At 37.9% G+C, this 24,355-nt stretch carries 24 protein-coding genes; 23 read left to right on the forward strand and 1 reads right to left on the reverse strand.

Annotated features, from left to right (window positions below):
• Positions 1–126: 126 nt before the first annotated feature.
• Genes R4Z10_RS00195 through rsmI form a run of 3 tightly spaced genes read left to right on the forward strand, consistent with a single transcriptional unit; the run spans position 127 to position 1,994 of the window.
• A complete protein-coding gene (locus tag R4Z10_RS00195) occupies positions 127–870 on the forward strand; it encodes a tRNA1(Val) (adenine(37)-N6)-methyltransferase (protein WP_338471258.1) in 744 nt (247 codons plus the stop codon).
• Positions 860–1,141 carry a GIY-YIG nuclease family protein gene (locus tag R4Z10_RS00200; protein WP_338471259.1) on the forward strand — a complete coding sequence of 94 codons (282 nt, stop codon included), beginning with the start codon at positions 860–862 and terminating at the stop codon, positions 1,139–1,141. Before R4Z10_RS00195 ends, R4Z10_RS00200 begins: the two co-directional genes overlap by 11 nt.
• Positions 1,119–1,994, forward strand: coding sequence for a 16S rRNA (cytidine(1402)-2'-O)-methyltransferase (gene rsmI / locus R4Z10_RS00205; protein WP_338471260.1), 876 nt, complete (start codon positions 1,119–1,121; stop codon positions 1,992–1,994). The genes R4Z10_RS00200 and rsmI overlap by 23 nt, the downstream gene beginning before the upstream one ends.
• Positions 1,995–2,035: 41 nt before the next feature.
• On the opposite strand, the gene R4Z10_RS00210 is transcribed toward rsmI, so the two are convergent.
• A complete protein-coding gene (locus tag R4Z10_RS00210) occupies positions 2,036–2,320 on the reverse strand; it encodes an AbrB/MazE/SpoVT family DNA-binding domain-containing protein (protein WP_338471261.1) in 285 nt (94 codons plus the stop codon).
• A 312-nt stretch (positions 2,321–2,632) separates the two neighbouring features.
• On the opposite strand from R4Z10_RS00210, the gene metG reads away from it, so the two are divergent.
• From metG to R4Z10_RS00310, 20 genes are all read left to right on the forward strand, one after another.
• On the forward strand, positions 2,633–4,600 hold the full coding sequence (gene metG / locus R4Z10_RS00215) for a methionine--tRNA ligase (protein WP_338473128.1): 1,968 nt from the start codon (positions 2,633–2,635) through the stop codon (positions 4,598–4,600).
• A gap of 171 nt (positions 4,601–4,771) precedes the next feature.
• Positions 4,772–5,542 (forward strand): TatD family hydrolase, encoded by a 771-nt coding sequence (locus tag R4Z10_RS00220; RefSeq protein WP_338471262.1) that lies wholly within the window; start codon positions 4,772–4,774, stop codon positions 5,540–5,542.
• A gap of 236 nt (positions 5,543–5,778) precedes the next feature.
• Positions 5,779–6,957 (forward strand): ubiquitin-like domain-containing protein, encoded by a 1,179-nt coding sequence (locus R4Z10_RS00225; protein WP_338471263.1) that lies wholly within the window; start codon positions 5,779–5,781, stop codon positions 6,955–6,957.
• 224 nt (positions 6,958–7,181) lie between these two features.
• A complete protein-coding gene (gene rnmV, locus R4Z10_RS00230; protein WP_338471264.1) occupies positions 7,182–7,742 on the forward strand; it encodes a ribonuclease M5 in 561 nt (186 codons plus the stop codon).
• Positions 7,735–8,625, forward strand: a complete 891-nt coding sequence (gene rsmA, locus R4Z10_RS00235) for a 16S rRNA (adenine(1518)-N(6)/adenine(1519)-N(6))-dimethyltransferase RsmA (RefSeq protein WP_338471265.1) — start codon at positions 7,735–7,737, stop codon at positions 8,623–8,625. Before rnmV ends, rsmA begins: the two co-directional genes overlap by 8 nt.
• A gap of 94 nt (positions 8,626–8,719) precedes the next feature.
• Positions 8,720–9,589, forward strand: a complete 870-nt coding sequence (gene yabG, locus R4Z10_RS00240) for a sporulation peptidase YabG (RefSeq protein WP_338471266.1) — start codon at positions 8,720–8,722, stop codon at positions 9,587–9,589.
• A gap of 283 nt (positions 9,590–9,872) precedes the next feature.
• A complete protein-coding gene (locus tag R4Z10_RS00245) occupies positions 9,873–10,136 on the forward strand; it encodes a Veg family protein (RefSeq protein WP_338471267.1) in 264 nt (87 codons plus the stop codon).
• A 186-nt stretch (positions 10,137–10,322) separates the two neighbouring features.
• A complete protein-coding gene (locus tag R4Z10_RS00250) occupies positions 10,323–10,502 on the forward strand; it encodes a small, acid-soluble spore protein, alpha/beta type (RefSeq protein ID WP_338471268.1) in 180 nt (59 codons plus the stop codon).
• A gap of 312 nt (positions 10,503–10,814) precedes the next feature.
• Positions 10,815–11,684: a 4-(cytidine 5'-diphospho)-2-C-methyl-D-erythritol kinase gene (gene ispE / locus R4Z10_RS00255; RefSeq protein WP_338471269.1), complete on the forward strand. Its 870-nt coding sequence runs from the start codon at positions 10,815–10,817 to the stop codon at positions 11,682–11,684.
• 61 nt (positions 11,685–11,745) lie between these two features.
• Positions 11,746–12,582 (forward strand): pur operon repressor, encoded by an 837-nt coding sequence (purR, locus tag R4Z10_RS00260; protein ID WP_338471270.1) that lies wholly within the window; start codon positions 11,746–11,748, stop codon positions 12,580–12,582.
• 83 nt (positions 12,583–12,665) lie between these two features.
• Positions 12,666–13,040, forward strand: coding sequence for a RidA family protein (locus tag R4Z10_RS00265; RefSeq protein ID WP_338471271.1), 375 nt, complete (start codon positions 12,666–12,668; stop codon positions 13,038–13,040).
• Positions 13,041–13,262: 222 nt separating this feature from the next.
• Positions 13,263–13,559: a septation regulator SpoVG gene (spoVG, locus tag R4Z10_RS00270; RefSeq protein WP_338471272.1), complete on the forward strand. Its 297-nt coding sequence runs from the start codon at positions 13,263–13,265 to the stop codon at positions 13,557–13,559.
• 224 nt (positions 13,560–13,783) lie between these two features.
• The gene (glmU, locus tag R4Z10_RS00275) at positions 13,784–15,157 is read left to right on the forward strand and encodes a bifunctional UDP-N-acetylglucosamine diphosphorylase/glucosamine-1-phosphate N-acetyltransferase GlmU (protein ID WP_338471273.1); all 1,374 of its coding nucleotides are present in this window, start codon (positions 13,784–13,786) and stop codon (positions 15,155–15,157) included.
• A gap of 16 nt (positions 15,158–15,173) precedes the next feature.
• A complete protein-coding gene (locus R4Z10_RS00280) occupies positions 15,174–16,130 on the forward strand; it encodes a ribose-phosphate diphosphokinase (RefSeq protein ID WP_338471274.1) in 957 nt (318 codons plus the stop codon).
• Positions 16,131–16,345: 215 nt separating this feature from the next.
• Positions 16,346–16,984, forward strand: coding sequence for a 50S ribosomal protein L25/general stress protein Ctc (locus tag R4Z10_RS00285; protein WP_338471275.1), 639 nt, complete (start codon positions 16,346–16,348; stop codon positions 16,982–16,984).
• Positions 16,985–17,075: 91 nt separating this feature from the next.
• On the forward strand, positions 17,076–17,633 hold the full coding sequence (pth, locus tag R4Z10_RS00290) for an aminoacyl-tRNA hydrolase (RefSeq protein WP_338471276.1): 558 nt from the start codon (positions 17,076–17,078) through the stop codon (positions 17,631–17,633).
• A gap of 254 nt (positions 17,634–17,887) precedes the next feature.
• Positions 17,888–18,118, forward strand: a complete 231-nt coding sequence (locus R4Z10_RS00295) for an anti-sigma-F factor Fin family protein (protein WP_338471277.1) — start codon at positions 17,888–17,890, stop codon at positions 18,116–18,118.
• Positions 18,119–18,220: 102 nt separating this feature from the next.
• Entirely contained in the window at positions 18,221–21,757 is a 3,537-nt protein-coding gene (gene mfd / locus R4Z10_RS00300) for a transcription-repair coupling factor (protein WP_338471278.1), read from the forward strand.
• Positions 21,758–21,932: 175 nt separating this feature from the next.
• A complete protein-coding gene (gene spoVT / locus R4Z10_RS00305; RefSeq protein ID WP_338471279.1) occupies positions 21,933–22,469 on the forward strand; it encodes a stage V sporulation protein T in 537 nt (178 codons plus the stop codon).
• A gap of 272 nt (positions 22,470–22,741) precedes the next feature.
• Positions 22,742–24,343: a polysaccharide biosynthesis protein gene (locus tag R4Z10_RS00310; protein ID WP_338471280.1), complete on the forward strand. Its 1,602-nt coding sequence runs from the start codon at positions 22,742–22,744 to the stop codon at positions 24,341–24,343.
• The last annotated feature ends 12 nt before the right edge of the window (positions 24,344–24,355 follow it).

The raw sequence follows: 24,355 nt of genomic DNA on the forward strand, positions 1-24,355 counted from the left end.
TTAAAGGAGAAGCGTAAAACGGGTAGTACCCAGACAGATAAACAAATAAAAAAGGTACCATAGTGTAATTGTTTACTCTATAATCTAGAAGTTCACCTTAAATTAGAAAGGAGGGACCCCACATATATGGTTGAATTAATTGAAGATGAGCGGCTTGACTATTTATTAGCCGAGAAGGATATGCGGATTATACAAAGTCCATCCGTTTTTTCATTTTCCTTGGATGCGGTTCTTTTGGCAAAATTTGTGTATGTACCAATCCAAAAGGGAAATTTACTTGACTTATGCAGCGGAAATGGGGTCATTCCTTTATTCTTGAGCTTACGGACAAAAGGAAAGATTACCGGTGTTGAGATTCAAGAAAGACTGTATGGGATGGCAACCCGGAGCATTAAATACAATCACCTAAGCGATAGAATTGAAATGATCCATGGGGATATTAAAGAAATGCCCAGTGTACTCGGCTATGGAAAATATGACGTAGTTACTTGTAATCCTCCGTATTTTATTACACCATCAAATGAGGAAATCAATGAAAATGAACATCTTGCTATCGCTCGACATGAAATATTATGTACGTTAGAAGATGCGGTAAAGGCATCGAGCCAGCTTGTTCGGCAAGGGGGCAAGGTAGCATTTGTTCATCGGTCGGGTCGTCTTATTGATATGATTACATTGATGCGAAAGTATCGGTTGGAACCGAAGCGACTGCAGTTCATTTACCCAAAAGAAGGCAAAGAGGCAAACACTTTATTAATAGAGGCTACGAAGGATGGTAAACCTGATTTAAAAATAATGCCTCCACTTATTGTTTATCAGGACAATGATGAATACACAGAATCGATGAGGAAGATTCTATATGGAGAATGAGGAACATTTTTTTTATGTACTTTCTTGCAAAGATAATAGCCTTTATGCGGGTTATACGAACAATTTGCAAAGAAGAATTAAACTTCATAACGAAGGCAAAGGTGCTAAATATACGCGTGGCAGAGGACCAGTGAACCTAGTATTTTCAAAAAGGTATCCCACTAAGCGTGAGGCAATGCAAGCAGAATACGCATTCAAAAGATGGGGCCGAAAAAGGAAATTACAATACTTAAAAAAGGAGGGGTGTTATGTGGCAACAGAAGAGCTTTGAGGGAGAAGAAATGAAAGGGATTCTCTATTTGGTTCCAACCCCAATTGGTAATTTAGAGGATATGAGTTACCGGGCCATTCGAACCTTGAAAGAGGCGGATTACATTGCGGCAGAGGATACCCGCAACTCTAAAAAACTTTGTCATTATTTTGAAATTGATACCCCATTAATGAGCTACCATGAGCATAATAAAGAAAGCAGTGGTCGGAAAATCATTGATTTGTTGAAAGATGGTTGTAAAATTGCCTTGATTAGTGATGCAGGCTTGCCAACAATTTCGGATCCTGGATATGAGATCGTTGTCTCCGCTTTGGAGGAAAGATTAACTGTTGTCCCATTACCAGGGGCAAACGCAGCTTTAACAGCGTTAATTGCATCAGGTATTTCTACTCAGCCTTTCTATTTCTTTGGATTTTTGGATCGTCAAAAAAAAGAAAAGAAAAAACAGCTAGAAGAATTGTTACATATTCCTTCGACTATTATTCTATATGAAGCTCCGCACCGTTTAAAGGAAACATTAATCTTAATAAAAGAAGTATTAGGGGATCGCCAAATCGCACTCTGTCGAGAACTGACTAAGAAGTTTGAAGAATTTATAAGGGGAACAGCCTCTGAGTTGATTGTATGGGCTTCCGAAGGAGAAGTTCGTGGAGAGTTTTGCCTTATTATTGAAAAAGGTGAAAGCCCTCTTACCATTGAAAAAGAGCAGTGGTGGGATGAATTATCGGTCCAAGACCATGTTACCCGCTATATAGAAGAAGGACACACTTCAAAAGAAGCCATTAAACTTACAGCGAAAGACCGTAATCTTAATAAAAGAGAAGTCTATCATACGTACCATGTTCAAAAATGACAGGCAAAAAGGGGCTCAATAATGAGCCCCTTTAAAAATATTTATTTTGTAAGATCAAATCTCTCTTGGATCTCCTTTAAGAGCTTTTCGGCTCCTTCACGGCTTAAAGTCAATTTGCTGCCAGCTAATTGAATATTATCATCTGAAACTTCCCCTGTAACTTGGCAAGCCCTCGTTGGTTTGTATTTTTTTAAAATAATCCGATCATCATCAACATAAATCTCAATTTGATCCTTTTCGCCAATCTCAAGGTTACGTCTCAATTCAATGGGAATAACAACCCGACCCAGTTCATCAACTTTACGAATAACTCCTGTAGATTTCATCCTAATCCCTCCAATCTAAGATTTTTTTATGCTCATCTATTACATTTTTCGTCATTTTTCGACACAATTTAATAGTTTCATAGTAACAATTTTTCCAATAAACGTCAAATAGAATAGGAACGCATTGGTTAGCAATTTTTCCCATTTATATGTGGCTATAGATCGTCAATTTTGTCAATGATGATAGGAGCAAAGAGTAAACAAAGTGGTTTTTGATAAAAATTTATGAGAAGTATTTTGCCTGTTTTGTATAAAGCGATATAATGGAAGGTAGCGTACTTTGCTGAAGATTGATGAAAGAGGAGGGAAAATATAGTGGGAGAAAAAAAGACTTTCTATTTAACTACTCCTATATATTATCCAAGTGGTAATTTACATATTGGACATGCGTATACAACGGTTGCAGGAGATGCAATGGCGAGGTATAAACGAATGCGTGGTTTTGATGTCATGTACTTAACAGGAACGGATGAACATGGCCAGAAAATCCAACAAAAGGCAGAAGAAAATGGGGTGACCCCTCAGGCATACGTAGATGAAATTGTGTCTGGGATTAAAGATTTGTGGCAGAAATTGGATATCTCTTATGATGATTTTATCCGTACAACAGAAAAACGCCACACTGAAGTTGTACAGAAAATATTTGAAAGATTACTGGCTCAAGGAGATATTTATCTCGGTGAATATGAAGGGATGTACTGCACCCCTTGTGAATCGTATTTTACAGAAATTCAATTGAATGAGGAAGGCAATTGTCCTGACTGTGGCAGACCAGTGCAAAAGGTAAAAGAAGAGTCATACTTTTTTAAAGTAAGCAAATATGCGGACCGCTTATTGCAATACTATGAGGAAAACCCGGACTTCATCCAACCTGAATCTAGAAAAAATGAAATGATTAACAATTTTATCAAACCAGGTTTAGAAGATTTGGCCGTATCCCGAACCACATTTGACTGGGGAATTAAAATCCCAAGTAATCCAAAGCATGTAATTTATGTATGGATCGATGCCTTAACCAATTACATTACCGCTTTAGGCTATGGGTCAGAAGACGATACAAAGTATAAAAAATACTGGCCTGCAAATGTTCATTTAGTTGGAAAGGAGATTGTTCGATTCCATACGATTTATTGGCCAATTATGTTAATGGCATTAGACCTTCCATTGCCTAAAAAGGTATTTGCACATGGTTGGTTATTGATGAAAGACGGTAAAATGTCAAAGTCAAAAGGGAATGTTGTTGATCCAGTTACGTTGATTGATCGTTATGGATTAGATTCATTAAGATATTATTTATTAAGAGAAGTTCCATTTGGTTCAGATGGCGTTTTCACACCTGAAAGCTTTGTCGAACGTTTAAACTTTGATTTAGCAAACGATTTAGGGAACCTATTAAATCGTACAGTGGCAATGATTAATAAATACTTTGACGGCGTCATTCCTGTTTATAATGGCTCAAACGGTGAATATGACCAGTCTTTACTAGAGATGAATAAGGCAACAGTTGAAAAATATGTTGAAGCGATGGAGAAAATGGAGTTTTCTGTTGCATTATCTGTATTATGGCAATTAGTTAGCCGTACAAATAAGTATATTGATGAAACACAACCTTGGCAGTTAGCAAAAGAAGAGGCGAAGACAGAGCAATTAAAGGATGTGATGGTTCATTTAGCCGAATCATTGAGAAGAATTGCCATTATGTTACAGCCATTCTTAACAAAAGCGCCAAAAGAAATCTTTTCCCAACTAGGAATAGAGAATGAAAACTTAACCACTTGGGAGAGCGTAAATGAATTTGGTGGCATCCTAGAAGGAACAAAGGTGAAAAAAGGCGATCCGATTTTCCCAAGATTAGATATTGAAGAAGAAGTAGCCTATATCAAAATGAAAATGCAAGGAAGCGTACCACAGCAAGAAGAGAAAAAAGAGGCAAAGGCGGAACCCCAACAAGAAGCTGCTGAAATAACAATTGATGACTTTATGAAGGTTGACTTACGCGTAGCAGAGGTTATTGCCGCAGAGCCTGTGAAAAAGGCAGATAAACTGCTGAAGCTGCAATTAAATCTAGGCTATGAAACTCGTCAAGTTGTTTCTGGAATCGCGCAATATTACAAACCAGAGGATCTTGTCGGCCAAAGAGTCATTTGTGTGACAAATCTAAAACCAGTTAAGCTTCGTGGAGAATTATCTCAAGGAATGATTTTAGCAGGAAGCCAAGATGGAACCCTTGCATTAGCAACCGTTCCTGAATCATTGCCAATTGGAGCAAAAGTTAAGTAACATTATTGGAAAATGTTTCACGTGAAACAAAGCGTGAAGCATTTTTTTAATTAGATCTCTTCTCCTATTAGGAGAGGATAAAGCTCCCTAAAAAGGGTTATAATCAATTTCTTTGTAATCAAGTTGTAATACTTGTAACATTAAAAATATTTATAAAAAAAGGAGTATGACATGTTATTTGATACTCATGTGCATTTAAATGCCGATCAATTCGAAGAAGATTTAGCAGAGGTTATAGAAAGGGCGCTTCAAGCAGGAGTGGAGCAAATGGTCGTTGTTGGGTTTGACCGTCCAACAATTACAAAGGCAATGGATCTCGTAGAAGCGTACGATTTTCTCTATGCAAGTGTCGGTTGGCATCCGGTAGATGCGATTGATATGACAGATGAGGATTTAATCTGGATTGAGGAGCTTTCCGCTCATCCAAAGGTAGTGGCTTTAGGGGAAATGGGACTTGATTATCATTGGGATAAATCACCTAAGGAAATCCAACACGATGTATTTAGAAAACAAATTCGCTTAGCTAAAAAGGTGAAGCTGCCGATCATCATTCATAATCGGGAAGCCACCGCAGATATCGTCCGTATTTTACGGGAAGAAGGGGCGGATGAGGTTGGCGGAATCATGCATTGCTTCAGTGGCAGCGTAGAAGTGGCCAGGGAATGTATAGAAATGAACTTCTATATTTCACTAGGTGGACCGGTCACCTTTAAAAATGCAAAAAAACCAAAAGAGGTAGCAAAAGAAATTCCATTAGATAAACTTTTGATCGAAACCGATTGCCCATATTTGGCCCCGCATCCATATAGAGGAAAGAGAAATGAACCTTCATATGTAAAATTAGTAGCGGAGCAAATTGCAGAGTTAAAAGGTATTTCCCTAGAGGAAGTAGCCAATGCGACAACCAAAAATGCGCAGAAATTATTCGACATTAACAGATAAAGATTGCTGTCGAATATATGGTAAGTTTGTCCAAAGTCTATCCAAATGAACTTGTTCTATACGTCTCCTTTTCTTCATAGGATAACCTTGTCGATAACTTTCTCTTTACTTTTTTCTCAAACCTTTTGCATAATAGGTATTAAATTTGAGGAAAGAGAGGGGGTTGACAGATGACAGGTAAGTCTATATAATTCACACGAAGAGAAAAGGAGGCGTTTTTCATTTGGATTGAGACCATGAAAAACCTGTTTTCCAAGTCTTTCACACACAAAAAATGGTCGATTGTTATTGCAAGTCTAATAGTTTTACTCACATCAGCAGGATTTATTACATACGAAACGAGTAAAAAGAATGTAACACTCAACCTAGATGGCCGAGAGAAGGTCGCAAAAACACATGCAGCAACAGTTGAAGAATTGTTTGAAGAATTGGACATTTCAATAAAGTCACAAGACCATGTGACACCCACAAAAGACTCGAAGGTTACCAACAACATGGAAATTGTTTGGAAACCGGCAAAACAGGTACAATTAACGCAAGAAAATGGGAAAACATCAGTATGGACGACAGCCCAGACAGTTGATGGTTTTTTGAAAGAGCAAAACATTGTACTAAATGAACATGACGAAATACAGCCAGATAAGAATACAACTTTACAAAAGGGTATGAATGTAGTAATTGATAGAGCTTTCCCGCTCACGATTATCGACGGAGGGAAAGAGGAAGTTGTGTGGTCAACTTCGACTACGGTCGCTGACTTTTTAAAACAACAGGAGATTTCTTTAACGGATTTAGACCGTGTTGAACCAAGCTTAGATGAAACTGTCGTAGAAAATGACATGGTTCATGTTATTCGAGTAGAAAAGGTCACCGATGTAGTGGAAGAACCAATTCCATTTGCTGTTGTCACGAGAAAGGACGAGAATCTGGCAAGTGGAACAGAGAAAATCATTACCCATGGAAAAGAAGGACTTATCAAAAAGACCTATGAAATTGTAAAAGAAAACGGGAAAGAAGTATCGCGTACTGTATTAAATGAATCAGTAACAAGAGAAAAGCAAGATCAGGTTGTTGCAGTAGGGAACAAGGAAGTGGTTCAAATCGCTTCTCGTGGCAGCGAGAGCGGAAAAGAAATCCATGTAACCTCTACTGCATATACAGCGAATTGCAACGGCTGTTCTGGCACAACAGCTACTGGAATTAATCTGCATGCCAACCCGAATCTTAAAGTGATTGCAGTAGACCCAAATGTCATTCCACTTGGTTCTAAGGTCCATGTGGAAGGATATGGATATGCAGTTGCTGCAGATACCGGCGGTGCGATCAATGGCAATAAAATTGATGTGTATTTTGCTTCTAAACAAGATGCAGTTAATTGGGGAAGAAAAACAGTTAAAATAAAAGTACTAAACTAACATAAGGTGCAGTGGAGATTCTCCGCTGCATTTTTCTTTTTCCCCTTATAAGCTATAATAAGTAAGGTAAAAGAATGTCCATTGACTAGCGGCGGTTCTTTAGCATATAAACACTAAGGATAGAGAAAAAGATTTCCTATCCTAATCTTATTTATATAGACGTTTAATATTACAAAAAGGTTTCATTTTTCTATCAATTTTATTATAAATATTTCGGAGGACCTATGAAAATAAGGGAAATAATTGTTGTAGAAGGAAAAGATGATACAACAGCCATTCAACAAGCTGTTCATGCAGATACCATTGAAACGAATGGCTCTGCGATTAACACAGAGACAATCGAGAAAATTAAATTAGCGCAAAGTACTCGGGGGGTGATTGTGCTTACAGACCCTGATTACCCGGGGCAACGAATTCGCACGATCATTTCTGAAAAAGTCCCAGGCTGCAAACATGCCTTTATTGAAAAGGGAGATGCCCTTCATAAGCGCGGAAGGGGTGTAGGAGTTGAACATGCTTCCCCAGAAGCCATCAGAAAGGCGTTAGCGGGTGCGCAATTAATGCAGGAAGACGTGAAAGAGGAAATCACTCATGATGATTTAATCGCAGCAGGATTAATTGGTGGCCCTGGAGCGAAAGATCGAAGAGAAAAAATCGGCAAATTACTGAAAATAGGTTATACCAATGGAAAACAGCTCCACAAGAGATTGATGGTATTCGAGATCAGTAAACAAGCGTTTGGAGAGGCTGTAAAAGTGATTCGTCAGGAGGAAAAAGATGCATAAAGATATAGCTACACCCGTAAGAACGAAGAAGATCTTAGAGAAGTATGGATTCTCTTTTAAGAAAAGTCTCGGACAAAACTTTTTAATTGATACGAATATTTTAAGAAATATTGTCGAGTATGCCGGGTTAACGGGGGAATCAGGTGCCATTGAGGTTGGTCCAGGGATTGGAGCTTTAACCGAGCAATTGGCAAAGGTATGTAAAAAGGTAGTTGCCTTTGAAATTGACCAGCGATTACTGCCAATACTAGATGATACACTGTCCCCATACCCAAATACAAAAATCATTCATCAAGATGTGTTAAAGGCTAATGTTAAAGATGTGATAAAAGAAGAATTTACGGAAATTGAAGACATTATGGTCGTCGCGAACTTGCCTTATTATGTAACAACCCCAATTATTATGAAGCTGTTAGAGGAACAATTGCCAATACGTGGGATTGTGTGTATGTTGCAAAAAGAGGTAGCAGATCGAATCTCAGCTAAGCCAGGAACGAAAGAATATGGGTCTCTTTCAATTGCAATCCAATATTATACAGAGGCAGAAACAGTCATGATTGTTCCAAAAACCGTGTTTATGCCCCAACCAAATGTTGATTCAGCAGTCATTAAGTTAGTAAAAAGAAAAGAGCCGTTGTTTCCGGTTAAAGATGAGAACTTCTTTTTTACCGTTACGAGAGGAAGTTTTATTCAAAGACGAAAGACGATTATTAATAACTTAATGAGTGCATTACCAAATGGTAAGGAGAAAAAGGAGTTAATCCTGAGTGCTCTTTCCGAGGTGGGCATCGAATCAAACAGAAGAGGAGAATCACTATCTATTGAGGAATTTGCCAAACTAAGTGATGCTTTGTATCCATACTTTCACGAAACGACAGTCTAGGAGATTCCACTTTACATTCACAGGTAAACAGCCCCGTGCATATTTTAAGGAGAAGGATCGTATTCCGGATGATATGTAAAGTGGAGTGTTGCCAATGAGTATAAAGAAGATGGATATAGTTGGCAGAAAATCTTATCGTTGCGATATTTTATTTAGAGTGATTGACATTAGGGAACAAGGGAATACAAAGATAGCCGTTTTATACGGAGAAGACTTTCGGTTAATTGCTGATGCACCTTTTGATGATTTAGTGCCGATAAATCCTTCAGAGCGGGCTAAGAAGTCACAGCAATTTCGATCGATGGAAGAACAGTCCCTTCAACTATTTCGGCAGGATCTTCATCTTTTAAAGGAAAAACGGGAATTTGAAACGACAGAGGGTTATAAGAAACCAAATAATTATTTCCATATGCCCGGAAGAGTCCTTCATTTAGATGGAGATCCTCTCTATTTAAAAAAATGTCTTACTTTATATGAAACGATTGGGATCCCTGTTACTGGTATCCACTGTAATGAGAAAGAGATGGCTCATAAGATCGGTGGGTTAATTGAAAGTTACCGGCCTGATATTTTAGTTGTCACCGGTCATGATGCTTATTCAAAATCAAAAGGTGAGAAAACCGATATTAATGCGTACAGACATTCAAAGGATTTTGTCCTAACAGTGAAAGAGGCTAGAAAAAGGGTTCCAAGTTTGGATCAACTTGTGATTTTTGCAGGGGCATGTCAGTCCCATTTTGAATCTCTGATTCATGCTGGAGCCAACTTTGCTAGTTCACCTTCTCGTGTGAACATCCATGCACTAGATCCTGTCTACATTGTTGCTAAAATCAGTTTCACCCCATTCATGGAAACCATTAATGTCTGGGATGTCTTGCGGAATACATTAACAGGTGAAAAAGGCCTCGGTGGTATAGAAACAAGAGGGATTTTACGAACTGGAATGCCATTAAATAAAGAGTAACGTATAGCCGTTGTTTTTAATTACGGCTATTTTTTTATGGTTGATAGACTGGTAAACAAGGTGTTTTTATCTTTCTTGTTATATTTGAAAATCAATATATTAAATATGTTTGAAAAGGCTACATAATTCCTTTCATTGGGGAAAAGATAATAATGTTGAAATAAGGGAGAAAATGTAGAAGAAAAAATGTTGACTTTTATATTATAGAAATATATAATTTATTATTTTGGGTTGACTTTTTTTCATCTTTGTTGTAAACTAACAATTAGTGAGGTGGTTCGAAGTGGCAAAAACACTAACGGATATTAAAAAAGCACTCGATTCAAATTTGGGTAAGAAGCTTTTACTTAAAGCTAATGGCGGAAGAAGGAAGACAATTGAGCGGTCAGGTATTTTAGCGGAAACATATCCATCAGTATTTGTTATTGAACTTGATCAAGACGAAAATGCTTTTGAACGTGTTTCATATAGCTACGCTGACGTTTTAACTGAGACGGTACAAATTACTTTTTATGAAGATACATCAGGACAAGTTGCTTTAAGTTGATACATGTTGGCAGCATCTCATAAGATGAGCCGATGAGAAGAGGATCTGCACCTTCTCATCGGCTCATTTTGTTTTATATGTATTTATGTTTACTAATGCACTCCAACTTCAATTAAAAGGCAATTATAATTAGCCTCATATCTTTCCATAATAGGAGTACCGGGATGATGAAAGGAGTTGTTACGATTGGGCAGAAGAAGAGGAATTATGTCTGAAGGGTTTAAAGAGGAACTTGCAAAAGAACTTGGGTTTTATGATGTCGTTCAAAAAGAGGGATGGGGCGGGATCAAAGCCCGAGATGCAGGTAACATGGTGAAGAGAGCGATTGAAATCGCTGAGCAAAACCTTTTAAACGAAAGACGTTAAGACTCTTTATAAGCCATATAAGTTTTGTAACAGAACTGATTTCAAACAAAAATGGATTCATCACGGTTGTCGGGAGATTGATCTCCCGACTATTTTTATGGGTTATTCCTATACTAACATCATAATTTCACACCTTTTATAAGTTTGTTAGGATTGTCATGTCTTACATTAGTGTTTTTGTGGTAAAATAGGACAAAAAATGTAGTCGTATTTTGTCTCCCGTTTTTATTAAATCGGTTGAAAGGAGAGTTATATTACAAAATAGAGATTTGACGGAGACATCCTGACCTGAGATTAAAGTAGGTGGAATTTTTGAAGCTTTTAGTAAAGGCACCGGCAAAAATTAATTTGTCTTTAGATGTGTTACATAAACGTCCTGATGGTTATCATGAGGTCGAAATGATTATGACAACCATTGATCTTGCAGACCGATTGGAATTAACTTTATTAGACCGTGATGAAATATATATCGTTTCTCACAACCGTTTTGTACCGGACGATCAACGTAATTTAGCTTATCAAGCGGCCCTTTTACTTAAAAAGCGATACGCTGTTAAAAAGGGTGTTGTGATAAGAATCGAGAAAACAATCCCAGTCGCGGCTGGTTTGGCTGGTGGGAGTAGTGATGCTGCCGCAACATTAAGAGGGTTAAACAAACTGTGGAACTTACATTTATCAATGGATGAATTAGCACGAATTGGAGCTGAGATTGGCTCAGACGTATCCTTTTGTGTCTATGGAGGGACAGCATTAGCAAAAGGCAGAGGGGAAAAGATTAAACATCTTCCAGCGCCCCCAACATGCTGGGTCATATTAGCGAAGCCCTATATTGGTGTATCAACAGCAGATGTATATCGACGCTTAGATTTATCCAAGATCGAACATCCACAAACAAATCAAATGATTCAAGCGCTTGAAAAGGCGGATTTCAACGGGGTATGTAAGAACCTTGGAAATGTTCTGGAGGATGTGACTTTGAAGGTTCATCCAGAGGTTGCCTTGATTAAAGAACAAATGAAACGCTTTGGAGCGGATGCTGTACTAATGAGTGGCAGTGGACCGACAGTATTTGGACTTGTTCAGCATGATTCAAGAATGCAACGGGTTTATAACGGTTTAAGGGGATTTTGCGATCAGGTTTTCGCGGTCCGGATGCTAGGAGAGCAACATACTCTTGATTAAATCCGGATATTAGTGTTATATTTACAGTAAATTATTCGGATTTGATGGGAGGTTAGGAAAAGTGAAATTTCGTCGAAGTGAACGTTTGATCGATATGACGAACTTTTTATTACATCACCCCCGACAATTAATTCCGCTTACCGTTTTTGCTGAAAGATATCGTTCTGCGAAATCATCTATTAGTGAGGATTTGGCCATTATTAAAGAGGTTTTCGAGGAAAGAGGAATTGGCACGTTGCAAACGGTTGCAGGAGCGGCAGGCGGGGTGAAATACCAGGCCTTTGTTAGTAAAGATGAAGCGCGTTCATTTATTAGTGAACTATGTGAAACAATAACAGACCCGGCCCGATTACTGCCGGGAGGCTATTTATATTTAACTGATATTCTTGGAGACCCAATGATTGTTCAAAAGGTTGGAAAAATGATTGCTGCGGCCTTTATTGATAAGGATATTGATGTCGTCATGACCATTGCAACAAAAGGAATCCCACTTGCTTACGGAGTTGCAAATTACTTAAATGTCCCAGTCGTTATTGTAAGAAATGATAATATTGTGACAGAAGGTTCTACCGTCAGCATCAATTATGTATCAGGTTCAACAAAGCGGATCCAAACAATGGTTTTATCGAAAAGAAGTCTTTCCGAAGGTTCTAAAGTGCTAATTATTGATGACTTTATGAAAGCAGGCGGAACCATTAATGGGATGATTAATTTATTAGAAGAATTCCAAGCCCAATTGGCTGGAATTGCCGTTTTAGTTGAGGCAGAAAAAGCAGAAGAACGATTAGTAGAGGATTATTTGTCTCTTATTAAACTTTCCAATGTGGATTTAAAACAAAAGCAAATTAGTGTTAGTGAAGGAAATTACTTTTCAAAAGGTAATACAAGCTATAGTTGATTAAATGCCTGCTAAGGTCCATTACAGGGTCAATAAATAGCAGGCATATTATTTTATATATATAGAAAATAGGAGGAGATACCATGAAAGTAGTAAGCACAAAAGAAGCACCAGCAGCAATCGGGCCATATTCCCAAGGGATGGTGGTCAACAATGTTTTTTATAGCTCAGGGCAAATTCCTTTAACTGCAGAAGGTGAACTTGTTGAGGGCGATGTTGTCGTTCAAACTCATCAAGTATTTAAAAACCTACAAGCTGTTTTAAAAGAGGCTGGAGCATCATTAGATTCTGTCGTTAAAACGACTGTTTTTATAAAAGACATGAATGACTTTGGAAAGGTAAATGAAGTGTACGGTGAATACTTCCATACACATAAACCAGCGCGCTCCTGTGTGGAAGTAGCTCGGTTACCAAAAGATGTATTAATTGAAATTGAAGTAATTGCACTCGTTAAGTAATAGTTTAGTTAATGGCGAAAAGACCCTGAAAAAGGGACTTTTCGTTTTTTTATACTTTTATCTTTGAATATGTATAAATTCAAAGATTTTTGTTTATGATTCTTAAAGGATTTAAAATTATCACTATATTTTTAAAAAATTTTAATAATTAAGAAGGATTTAAGAAAATTCTGTTGAATTATTACCAATAGATTTGAATCTATGGAAAAGGTGGTGAACAAAATGGAAGTAACTGACGTAAGATTACGCCGTGTCAATACGGATGGCCGCATGAGGGCGATTGCATCTATTACGTTGGATAATGAGTTTGTTGTTCATGATATCCGCGTCATTGATGGAAACAATGGCTTGTTTGTTGCAATGCCAAGTAAACGTACACCAGATGGAGAGTTTCGCGATATCGCCCACCCAATTAATTCTGGAACTCGCGGCAAAATTCAAGAAGCCGTTTTAACAGAGTATCATCGTTTAGGGGAAGCAGAAGCGGAAGTAGAATTTGAAGAAGCTGGTGCTTCATAAAAAGATAAATAGTAATTACAATTAGAGCCTTCTTCAAAAGTTGGCTCTTTTTTCCTGCTTAAATCTCCCCTCATCCCCCCTAAAGTCAGTATTTTATCTTAGTTAGTTATAATTTCACAGTTAGATTTTTGTCCCTTTTTCATGTCTTCTATTATCTATCCTTGAAAAGAATGGGTTTTTAAGATATATTTTTAATGGATAAAAAGGTAAATTGGAGGCCTGTTATGCTCACACGTTATGCAATCATATTGGCCGCAGGTAAAGGGACGAGAATGAAGTCTAAGCTATATAAGGTCCTTCATCCCGTTTGCGGCAAACCAATGGTTCAACATGTTGTTGATCAAATTTCACAGCTTAAAATAGAAAAAATTGTAACGATTACTGGCCATGGTGCGGAAGAGGTAAAATCCACGCTCGGTCAACAAACCGAATATGTCCTTCAGGCAGAGCAATTAGGTACAGGACATGCGGTTATGCAAGCGAAAGAATTATTAAGCAATAAATCTGGTACAACACTTGTCGTATGTGGAGACACTCCGCTCATCAAGGCAGAAACGATGGAGGCCCTTTTTACTCATCATGAGGAAAAGGGAGCAAGTGTAACCGTTTTAACAGCAGAGGCAGATGATCCTACTGGATATGGCCGAATTGTCAGAAGTGAATCAGGCTTAGTTGAAAAAATTGTGGAACATAAAGATTCTACAGATGAAGAAAAATTGATTAATGAAATCAATACAGGTACGTATTGCTTTGATAATCAGGCTTTATTCGATGCTTTGAATCATGTGACAAATGAAAATGCTCAAGGGGAGTATTATTTACCTGATGTCATTGAAATTTTGAAAAATCAAGGTAAAATGGTATCGGCCTATAAAACGCCTGATTTTAGTGAGACACTTGGTGTAAATGATCGAGTGGCTCTTGCAGAGGCTGAAAAAATTATGAAAATCCGAATTAACGAGCAACAAATGAGAAACGGTGTCACACTTATTGACCCGGAGAATACGTACATTGGTGCCGACGTTGAGATTGGATCGGACACGGTTATATATCCTGGATCAGTCCTTACAGGCAAAACAACCATCGGCTCTGATTGTGAGATTGGTCCGAACAGTGAAATAAAGAATTGCCAAATTGGTGATGCTACTGTTATAAGGCATTCGGTTGCCCATGATAGTCAAATTGGTTCGCATGTTAATATTGGTCCTTTTGCTCATATTCGTCCGCTTTCAACAATCCATGATAAGGTGAAGATCGGTAACTTTGTTGAGATTAAGAAGGCTGAGTTTGGTGAAGGCAGTAAGGCTTCTCATCTAAGTTATATTGGTGATGCGGAAGTTGGAAAAGATGTTAACATTGGCTGTGGTTCAATTACAGTGAACTATGATGGGAAAAATAAATATTTAACTAAAATTGAAGATGGTGTCTTTATTGGATGTAATTCTAACTTAGTTGCTCCTGTTAAAGTTGGAAAAGGAGCCTATGTAGCAGCGGGTTCAACCATTACTGAGGATGTACCAGGGGAAGCTTTAGCCCTTGCACGTGCTCGTCAAATTAACAAAGAGAATTATGTAGATAAATTGGACTTTAATAAATAAAAAATCGGAGGCTATCATGTCTAATCAATATCTCGATCCTAACTTAAAGGTATTTTCCTTAAATTCCAACCGTGACTTAGCAGAACAGATCGCAAAAGTCATTGGTGTTGAACTTGGTAAATGTTCTGTTTCTCGTTTTAGTGACGGGGAAATCCAAATCAATATTGAAGAAAGTATCCGTGGTTGTGATGTATATGTCATCCAATCGACAAATACTCCGATTAATGAGCATTTGATGGAGCTATTGATCATGATTGATGCACTGAAAAGAGCTTCAGCTAAATCAATTTGTGTTGTAATGCCTTATTACGGTTATGCACGTCAAGATCGTAAAGCACGTGCTCGTGAACCAATCACGGCTAAACTAGTAGCAAACTTGTTAGAAACAGCTGGAGCAACACGTATGATTACATTAGATTTACATGCTCCGCAAATCCAAGGATTCTTTGATATTCCAATTGACCACTTAATGGGTGTGCCAATTCTATCGGACTATTTTTCAAACAAAGAGCTAAACGGTGAAATCGTGGTTGTATCTCCTGACCATGGTGGTGTTACCCGTGCCCGTAAAATGGCCGAGCGCTTAAAAGCACCGATTGCAATTATTGATAAACGCCGTCCACGTCCAAATGTGGCAGAAGTGATGAATATCGTCGGTAATGTTGAGGGCAAGGTCTGTATTTTAATTGATGATATTATTGATACAGCGGGAACGATTACTATTGGTGCAAATGCTCTTGTTGAAAGTGGGGCAAAAGAAGTGTACGCTTGTTGTACACATCCTGTATTATCAGGACCTGCTATTGAAAGAATTCAGAATTCGAAAATTAAAGAGTTGGTTATTACGAACTCCATCGCCTTGCCAGAAGAAAAGAAAATTGATAAAATCAAAAACCTATCAGTGGCATCGTTAATGGGTGAAGCGATCATTCGCGTTCATGAAGAACAATCTGTAAGTATTTTATTCGACTAATTTGACCAATAAAGGTTTTCAAGGCTTGCTCTTGTCGGCAAGCCTTGAAATTATGATAATAAAATTTATTTGTTTGGAAAATTTTTATTTTTTAATATAATTAAGAGTAGGTGCCATTCCTTTACGTTAATTTAGAACTTAAATGTTTAGACCTTCTGTTTTTGGGGCATTTTTTATATAGATGCTATTTATAAAAAATGGAAGGTGATTAAGTGATGAGTACTGTATTGCAAGCAAAGGAAAGATCAGATAAGCGTCGTGGTACACTTACAAAACTTCGTAAAGAGGGGAATGTCCCTGCAGTTGTTTATGGACCAAAAAAGACAAACCGTTCGATCTACTTAAGTGAAGCAGATTTAATGAAGACGATTAAAGATGTCGGCCGTAACGGGGTCATTTCTTTAGATGTAAATGGGACAACAGAAAATGTGGTATTAACAGATTACCAAGTGAACCCATTAAAAACTGGTTTTGTTCATGTAGACTTTTTGGCGGTGGATATGTCAAAGGAAATTACGGCGAATGTAGGCTTAAATTTGGTCGGTGATGCAGCAGGGGTTAAAGATGGCGGTGTGATGCAACAGTCATTATTTGAAATCTCCATCAGCGCAAAACCAGCTGATATTCCAGCATCGATTGATGTCGATGTTACTCATTTACAAGTTAATGAAACGATTACTGTAGCTGATATTAAAGTTCCATTTACGATTAATCATGATGAAGACGAAGTCGTTGCTTCAATTCTACCTCCACGTCAGGAAGAGGAAATCAGCAGCGGTGAAAAGCAAGAAGCCGGTACTCCTGAGAATGAGGAAGGCAGAGAAACTAAAGCAAGTGCAGAAAGTAAAGCATAATGATTTTAGCAGCCCTTTTCTAGAGAAAGGGCTGCTATAATGATTTGAACAAGAGATAACCCTTTATGGGTGTGAAAAAAAGGTGGGGAATATGAAACTTATCGTTGGTTTAGGAAACCCGGGGAAACAGTATGAACATACGAGACATAATATAGGTTTTGAAGTGATTGATGCCCTCTCCGAGAGAATGCAAATCCCACTCGATCAAGCCAAATTCAAAGGAATCTATGGTTTTCGGGTCATTGATGGTGAAAAAGTATTCTTATTGAAACCATTAACCTATATGAATTTATCAGGTGAATCTATTGTTGCTCTTATGAATTATTATCAAATTAATGAAGAGGACCTTGTCGTAATCTATGATGATTTAGATTTACCCGTAGGGAAAATACGTCTTAGACAAAAGGGAAGTGCAGGCGGGCATAATGGAATCAAATCGATCATTTCTCATTTAGGAATAAATGAGTTTAATCGAATCCGCGTCGGCATTAATCGTCCATCCAATGGAATGTCTATTGTCGACTATGTACTCGGGCGTTTTTCAAAAGAAGAAACCGAAGAAGTCAAAATCGCTGTTGATAAAAGTGCGGAAGCCTGTGAGGATTGGATCAAGAAACCTTTTTTACAAGTGATGAATACTTATAATTAACTCTCTATTCGAGGGAAGTATATGATTAAGTACAAATATGAAATTTAATAATATTCACACAAAGGAAAATAGGTCCGCAAGTCAATCGATTTTCCAAAAAATGATTCGATCAAGCTCAAATAATCTGGGTGGAATCACGTACGCCAAGGTGAATTTGATTAGGTTGAATGGAATGTCCCATTTTAGGAAATAATAACATTAACAAAGTAGGCACTATATTGAAATACTATTATGTTATTAGGGAGGAAATGGGAATGGCCATTCATTACCATTGTCGTCATTGCGGTATCCAAATGGGGACCCTTGATCAAAACATCGTTGAAGCCGAGCGTTTAGGTCTTCATACCTTAAATGAAGAGGAGCGGCAAGAGATGGTTTCGTATGAATCAAATGGCGATATAAACATTAAGTCCATTTGTGAAGATTGTCAGGAATCATATTTAAGAAATCCCGATAATTATCAAAATGACTTTATCATTCATTAAAGCTTTGGAAATATCCAAAGCATTTTTCTATTGTAAAAATAATAATCAAGAATATGAACTGTTTATTAAGAATAGAGAAAAACATCGGAGGGAGGGGCTGTCATGTTAGGCTTAAAACGCCTTTTTATACAACAAGAGGATATAAGCAATTTGACTGCGGGAATAGAAGAAGGCTTACGAGAGCAGCTAGTCGCAGGACTGTCCGGTTCAGCGAGAACCATGTATATTGCGTCTATTTATGAAAAAATCAAAAGACCGATTGTTATTATTACGTATAACCTTTTACAAGCACAGAAATTGTATGATGATCTTACAAATGTCATTGATGACGAGAGTGTGGCCCTTTATCCAGCTAACGAATTAATCGGAGCTGAGCTCAGTGTAGCAAGCCCTGAGCTTAAGGCACAAAGAATTGAAGTTTTAAATCTATTAAGTAAAAGGCAGAAAAGTATTGTCATTGTCCCAATTGCTGGAATGCGGAAAATGGTTCCCCCAGCAGATATATGGAAACGATATCAGCTTTCATTGAAATTAGGGGATGAAATAAATATTGAGGAAATGCTGGTACAACTTGTTCAAATGGGCTATGTCCGTTCAGATATGGTCAGTGCTCCAGGAGAGTTTAGTGTCAGAGGTGGAATTATTGACGTTTATCCATTAACTGAACAAGATCCAATTCGAATTGAATTATTTGATACTGAGGTCGATTCCATTCGTACCTTTTCCCTAGATGATCAACGTTCGATTGAAAAACGGAAGGACGTCATGGTTGGCCCAGCAACAGAGATGCCCCTGCAGAAGGAAGATTACGCTCGCTTAGTTGATAAGTTGGAAGCGGGACGAAAAGAGAGCCTTAAACAAATAAAAAATGAAAAGGTTAAAACAGAACTCGTTCAAAATATAGGTTTTGAAATTGAAAAATTAAAAAATGAGCAAAGACCTGAACAGATTTTTAAATATCTATCAATTGCTTACGGTGAGGCCCATAGTTTAATAGACTATTTTTCAAAGGATACCATTCTTTTGGTTGATGAAATCAGCCGCGTTCTTGAAATGAATGAGACATTGGAGAAGGAAGAGGCAGAGTGGTATACAAATCTAATTAGTGAAGGAAATATCATTCATGGTTTAAGGATGTCCCATAACTTAACCGAATTAATTTCAAATAGCTCTTTATCGATTGTGTATTTATCGCTATTTTTACGGCATGTGCCTAATACGAACCCGCAAAATATTATTAATTTAACATGCAAACAAATGCAGAATTTCCATGGTCAAATGAATGTCCTAAAAGGAGAAGTCGACCGATGGAAGAAAGGGCGGTTTGCAACAGTCTTTCTAGGTGCTGATGATGATCGGGTGAAGAGACTTGAACGGATTCTAGCAGATTATGAAATTGAAGCTGATATCATTAATGAACAATCTGACTTAATGCCCGGGAAGGTTCAAATTATGAAGGGGGATCTGCTGACAGGATTTGAACTTCCACTTCAAAAAGTAGCGGTTGTTACGGAAGAAGAACTTTTCACAAAAAGAGCTAAACGCACGAAAAGTAAGCAGAAACTATCAAATGCTGAAAGAATTAAAAATTATTCTGAATTAAAGGTTGGCGATTATGTCGTTCACGTCAATCATGGGATTGGTAAATATTTAGGAATAGAAACGCTCGTCATTAATGGTGTGCATAAAGATTACCTTCATATTCGTTATCAGGGCAGTGATAAGCTCTATGTTCCTGTTGAACAAATCGATCTCGTCTTAAAATATGTCGCGGCTGAAGGCAAAGAGCCAAAAATATATAAACTAGGCGGCAGTGAGTGGAAAAAGGTTAAGAAGAAGGTTCAATCTTCTGTGGAGGATATTGCAGAAGATTTAATTAAACTTTACGCTGAGCGAGAAGCATCTAAAGGGTATGCTTTTAGTCCTGATGGGGATCTTCAGCGTGAATTTGAAGGATCCTTCCAATACCAGGAAACAGAGGATCAATTACGATCAATTCATGAAATTAAAAAGGATATGGAAAAAGAGCGGCCAATGGACCGGCTTCTTTGTGGGGACGTTGGATACGGTAAGACAGAGGTAGCGATTCGAGCGGCCTTTAAAGCAGTTGCTGATGGAAAACAAGTGGCAATCCTTGTGCCAACGACCATTCTAGCTCAGCAGCATTATCAAACGTTAACAGAGAGATTTCAAGACTATCCGATTCAAATTGGGATTCTTAATCGCTTCCGTACGAGAAAACAACAAACTGAAACGATTAAAGGTTTGAAAAATGGAACCATTGATGTGGTCGTTGGAACTCATCGCTTATTATCCAAAGATATTGTGTACCGTGATTTAGGACTTTTAGTCATCGATGAAGAGCAGCGTTTTGGGGTCACACATAAGGAAAAAATTAAAAAGTTGAAAACAAATGTTGATGTTTTAACCTTAACAGCCACTCCGATTCCACGAACATTGCATATGTCGATGCTTGGCGTCCGTGACTTGTCTGTCATTGAAACGCCACCAGAAAACCGATTCCCTGTTCAAACGTATGTGATGGAATATAATGGAACACTGGTTCGCGAAGCGATTGAGCGTGAACTTGCGAGAGGCGGGCAAGTGTATTTCCTTTATAACCGTGTAGAAGATATTGAACGGAAGGCAGAGGAAATATCTATGCTTGTTCCAGATGCCAGAGTCACTGTCGCCCACGGCCAAATGACTGAAAACGAATTAGAATCTGTCATGTTAAGTTTTATCGAGGGTGAATTTGATGTGCTTGTCAGCACAACGATTATTGAGACAGGGGTAGATATTCCTAATGTGAATACATTAATTGTGAATGATGCTGACAAGATGGGACTTTCACAACTTTATCAATTAAGAGGTCGGGTAGGGCGATCAAATCGGGTTGCGTATGCTTATTTTACGTATCAAAAGGACAAAGTCTTAACAGAGGTTGCCGAAAAGCGTCTTCAAGCAATGAAGGAATTTACTGAACTTGGGTCTGGTTTTAAAATCGCGATGCGAGATTTGTCCATTCGTGGAGCAGGAAACCTATTAGGCTCACAGCAACATGGATTTATTGATTCCGTTGGATTTGATTTATATTCGCAAATGTTAAAAGAAGCCATTGAGGAAAGAAAAGGAATTGTTGAAGAGGTCAAACAGAAGACAGTTGAAATTGATCTTGATATTGATGCTTATATTCCGGATACCTACATCAGGGATGGTCAGCAGAAGATTGAAATGTATAAACGATTCCGTGGTATTACCGATATAGAAGAAATAGAAGAGTTACAAGAAGAGATGATTGACCGGTTTGGAGAATATCCGAATGAACTGATGTATTTATTTAAGATTGCAGAAATTAAGGTATTTGCTCTTCAATTAGGAATTGAAAGCATTAGGCAAGTAAAAGAAGAGGTAACCATTTTATTATCAGAGGAATCTAGCACGAATGTCGATGGTCAAAGGGTTTTCCAATTAACAAGTCAATATGGTCGTATGATTGGTCTTGGCATGGAAGGACAGAAGTTCAAAATGGTTGTCTATATTAAGAAGATAGCCTTAGAAACATGGTTAAATGCAATCCATGAAATCTTAAAGGGATTAGCAGAGGGAAAGAAGGATAAGGCGGAGTCTATTCGATAGGATGATTGGTTCAATCGGTATTGGGAATAATTCCCTTAGGTAGAAAAAGTAATTCGATATGCATAGATCTTTCCAGATGTAAGATACTAAGTTCAAATATGGTGAAGGTTAACAAAAAAGGAATTCAAACCATCGCCACTAGTAAAATCATCTGATGAAAGTGAGGCAACGTTGAATGAAAGCAACTGGTATTGTTCGTCGAATCGATGATTTAGGTCGTGTCGTAATTCCTAAGGAAATCCGTAGAACTTTACGGATCCGAGAAGGAGATCCTTTGGAGATTTTTGTAGACCGTGAAGGAGAAGTAATTTTAAAGAAGTATTCTCCAATTAGTGAATTAGGTGACTTTGCAAAAGAATACGCCGAGGCTTTATTTGACAGTCTTGGGAATCCTGTTCTGATATGTGACCGAGACAACTATATTGCTACCGCTGGTGGCTCGAAGAAAGACTATTTAAATAAAAACATTAGTAACTTGATTGAAAAGACGATGGAAGAACGTACTTCAATTTTAATGAATCAAAAAGGTGAAACTGCATTAGTAGATGGGAATAATGAGGAAGTTTCCGCTTATACCATTGGTCCAATCATTGCAAACGGGGATCCTATCGGTGCTGTGATTATTTATTCAAAAGAAGGATCACTAGGTGAAGTTGAACAGAAGGCTGTTGAGACAGCTGCAGGCTTCCTAGCAAGACAAATGGAATCATAATAAGTAGATATTCGAGACAGCACATTGCTGTCTCTTTATTTTGTAAAACAATGCAATAATTGTTTATGTAAGCCCTATTTTGTTTGGATATGCGTCATTTTTGCTGTATATGGTGAATTTGTCGGATATGAGTCATTCTAGCCAGATATGCGTCATTTTAGACCTTATATCCATTATTTACCATTATCTGTAAAAGTGTACAGTCATCCGATGATAGAAACGTCCAAACGTGCTATAATACTTTGGAATTGACCATTGGAAGGGGATAAAAAATGGAGCTCAAGGATCAGACAAAACATCTATTTAAAGGAACATTGATCTTAACCATTGCAGCCCTTCTTACCAAAGTTTTAAGTGCATTTTACCGAATTCCCTTCCAAAACATTGTCGGGGATGTAGGTTTTTATATTTATCAACAGGTATACCCATTTTATGGGATTGCTATTGCATTATCGACCTATGGATTTCCTGTCGTCATCTCTAAATTATATGCAGAGGAAATGGGGAAGGGGGAAAATGGAAATCCTAAACAATTACTAGGGACGATGATGATTATTTTATGTGGCTTTGGTTTCTTAACATCGGCCCTCTTATTTGTGCTATCGGATTCCATTGCTCATTACATGCATGATCCTGGGTTGGCTCCATTGCTAAGACTTGTATCGCTTGTTTTTTTAATGATGCCTGTCATTTCTCTTCTGAGAGGAGTTTTCCAAGGATATGGGGAGATGCTGCCGACAGCAGTGTCCCAAGTGAGTGAGCAGCTCATAAGAGTCATTACGATTCTTGTGACAGCTTTATTCCTTGTGTCTCATGGGTCTTCCCTATATACCGTTGGCGCTGGCGCCGTGTTTGGTTCTATTACAGGGATGATCGCATCCTTTAGCATTCTGTTATTTTATTGGCTTAGATTACAGAAAAGGAAGCCGATTATTGGAAAAATACAATTTAAACAGACCCGAAACATCTTTAAGCTTTTTCTCACTCAAGCATTGCCCATTTGCATAAGCAGTATGTTGCTTGTCTTGATTCAATTAGCTGATTCCTTAAATCTGTATTCATTATTAGTGAGTTCAGGGATATCTGTCGATAGCGCCAAGGCTACAAAAGGTGTGTACGATCGGGGGCAGCCTCTTATACAATTAGGGACTGTCGTGGCGACATCGATGTCATTGTCCTTGGTTCCCTTGATTACAAAGGATAAAATGCAAAACCATTCAGCTGAACTAAAGGAAAAAGTGGTTTTAGCATTAAAAACAAGTATACTTGTTGGCGTTGGGGCGACACTGGGATTATTAAGTATTATAGAGCCTACAAATATCATGCTCTTTGAAAATAATGCCGGTTCCTATGTTTTGGCGGTGCTCACTATTTTAATCTTGCTTGCTTCCGTAACGATGACTTTGGCAGCTATTTTTCAAGGGTTGGGTTTTACTATTTATCCAGCCGTGTTAGTAGTGCTAGCATTTCTGTTAAAGAATGGGTTAAATACAGTCTTAGTCCCCGTGTGGGGGATATTAGGAGCAGCGATTTCATCTGTTCTAGCATTATTCGGGATTCTCGTCTTATTTATTATTAAATTACATAGAATGGTGGAAGAGTCCTTGCTGACCCTGCGTTTTTACATAATGACCCTCTTATCAGCACTTGTAATGGTGATCGTACTGAAAGGTTTTTTGTTATCTACTCACTTTATCTATGATCTAGATTCTTCAGAACGCTTGTTGGCCAGCTTTCAAGCGTTAGCAGCAGTTGTGATCGGCGGTTTCGCTTACATATTTATGATGATTAAGACCCATTTACTTACAGAGTCAGACCTCTTTTTGTTGCCATTCGGAAGTAAGTTAATGGTTTTTTTACCAAAGGAAAAATAGAAAGGAAGAGTT

Source organism: Niallia sp. XMNu-256, assembly GCF_036670015.1.
GTDB lineage: Bacteria > Bacillota > Bacilli > Bacillales > Cytobacillaceae > Bacillus_BD.

Coding starts and splice junctions, on each gene's coding strand:
- R4Z10_RS00195 (WP_338471258.1), top strand. CDS start 127: ATGGTTGAATTAATTGAAGATGAGCGGCTTGACTATTTATTAGCCGAG.
- R4Z10_RS00200 (WP_338471259.1), top strand. CDS start 860: ATGGAGAATGAGGAACATTTTTTTTATGTACTTTCTTGCAAAGATAAT.
- rsmI (WP_338471260.1), top strand. CDS start 1,119: ATGTGGCAACAGAAGAGCTTTGAGGGAGAAGAAATGAAAGGGATTCTC.
- R4Z10_RS00210 (WP_338471261.1), bottom strand. CDS start 2,320: ATGAAATCTACAGGAGTTATTCGTAAAGTTGATGAACTGGGTCGGGTT.
- R4Z10_RS00220 (WP_338471262.1), top strand. CDS start 4,772: ATGTTATTTGATACTCATGTGCATTTAAATGCCGATCAATTCGAAGAA.
- R4Z10_RS00225 (WP_338471263.1), top strand. CDS start 5,779: ATGAAAAACCTGTTTTCCAAGTCTTTCACACACAAAAAATGGTCGATT.
- rnmV (WP_338471264.1), top strand. CDS start 7,182: ATGAAAATAAGGGAAATAATTGTTGTAGAAGGAAAAGATGATACAACA.
- rsmA (WP_338471265.1), top strand. CDS start 7,735: ATGCATAAAGATATAGCTACACCCGTAAGAACGAAGAAGATCTTAGAG.
- yabG (WP_338471266.1), top strand. CDS start 8,720: ATGAGTATAAAGAAGATGGATATAGTTGGCAGAAAATCTTATCGTTGC.
- R4Z10_RS00265 (WP_338471271.1), top strand. CDS start 12,666: ATGAAAGTAGTAAGCACAAAAGAAGCACCAGCAGCAATCGGGCCATAT.
- spoVG (WP_338471272.1), top strand. CDS start 13,263: ATGGAAGTAACTGACGTAAGATTACGCCGTGTCAATACGGATGGCCGC.
- glmU (WP_338471273.1), top strand. CDS start 13,784: ATGCTCACACGTTATGCAATCATATTGGCCGCAGGTAAAGGGACGAGA.
- R4Z10_RS00280 (WP_338471274.1), top strand. CDS start 15,174: ATGTCTAATCAATATCTCGATCCTAACTTAAAGGTATTTTCCTTAAAT.
- R4Z10_RS00285 (WP_338471275.1), top strand. CDS start 16,346: ATGAGTACTGTATTGCAAGCAAAGGAAAGATCAGATAAGCGTCGTGGT.
- pth (WP_338471276.1), top strand. CDS start 17,076: ATGAAACTTATCGTTGGTTTAGGAAACCCGGGGAAACAGTATGAACAT.
- R4Z10_RS00295 (WP_338471277.1), top strand. CDS start 17,888: ATGGCCATTCATTACCATTGTCGTCATTGCGGTATCCAAATGGGGACC.
- mfd (WP_338471278.1), top strand. CDS start 18,221: ATGTTAGGCTTAAAACGCCTTTTTATACAACAAGAGGATATAAGCAAT.
- spoVT (WP_338471279.1), top strand. CDS start 21,933: ATGAAAGCAACTGGTATTGTTCGTCGAATCGATGATTTAGGTCGTGTC.
- R4Z10_RS00310 (WP_338471280.1), top strand. CDS start 22,742: ATGGAGCTCAAGGATCAGACAAAACATCTATTTAAAGGAACATTGATC.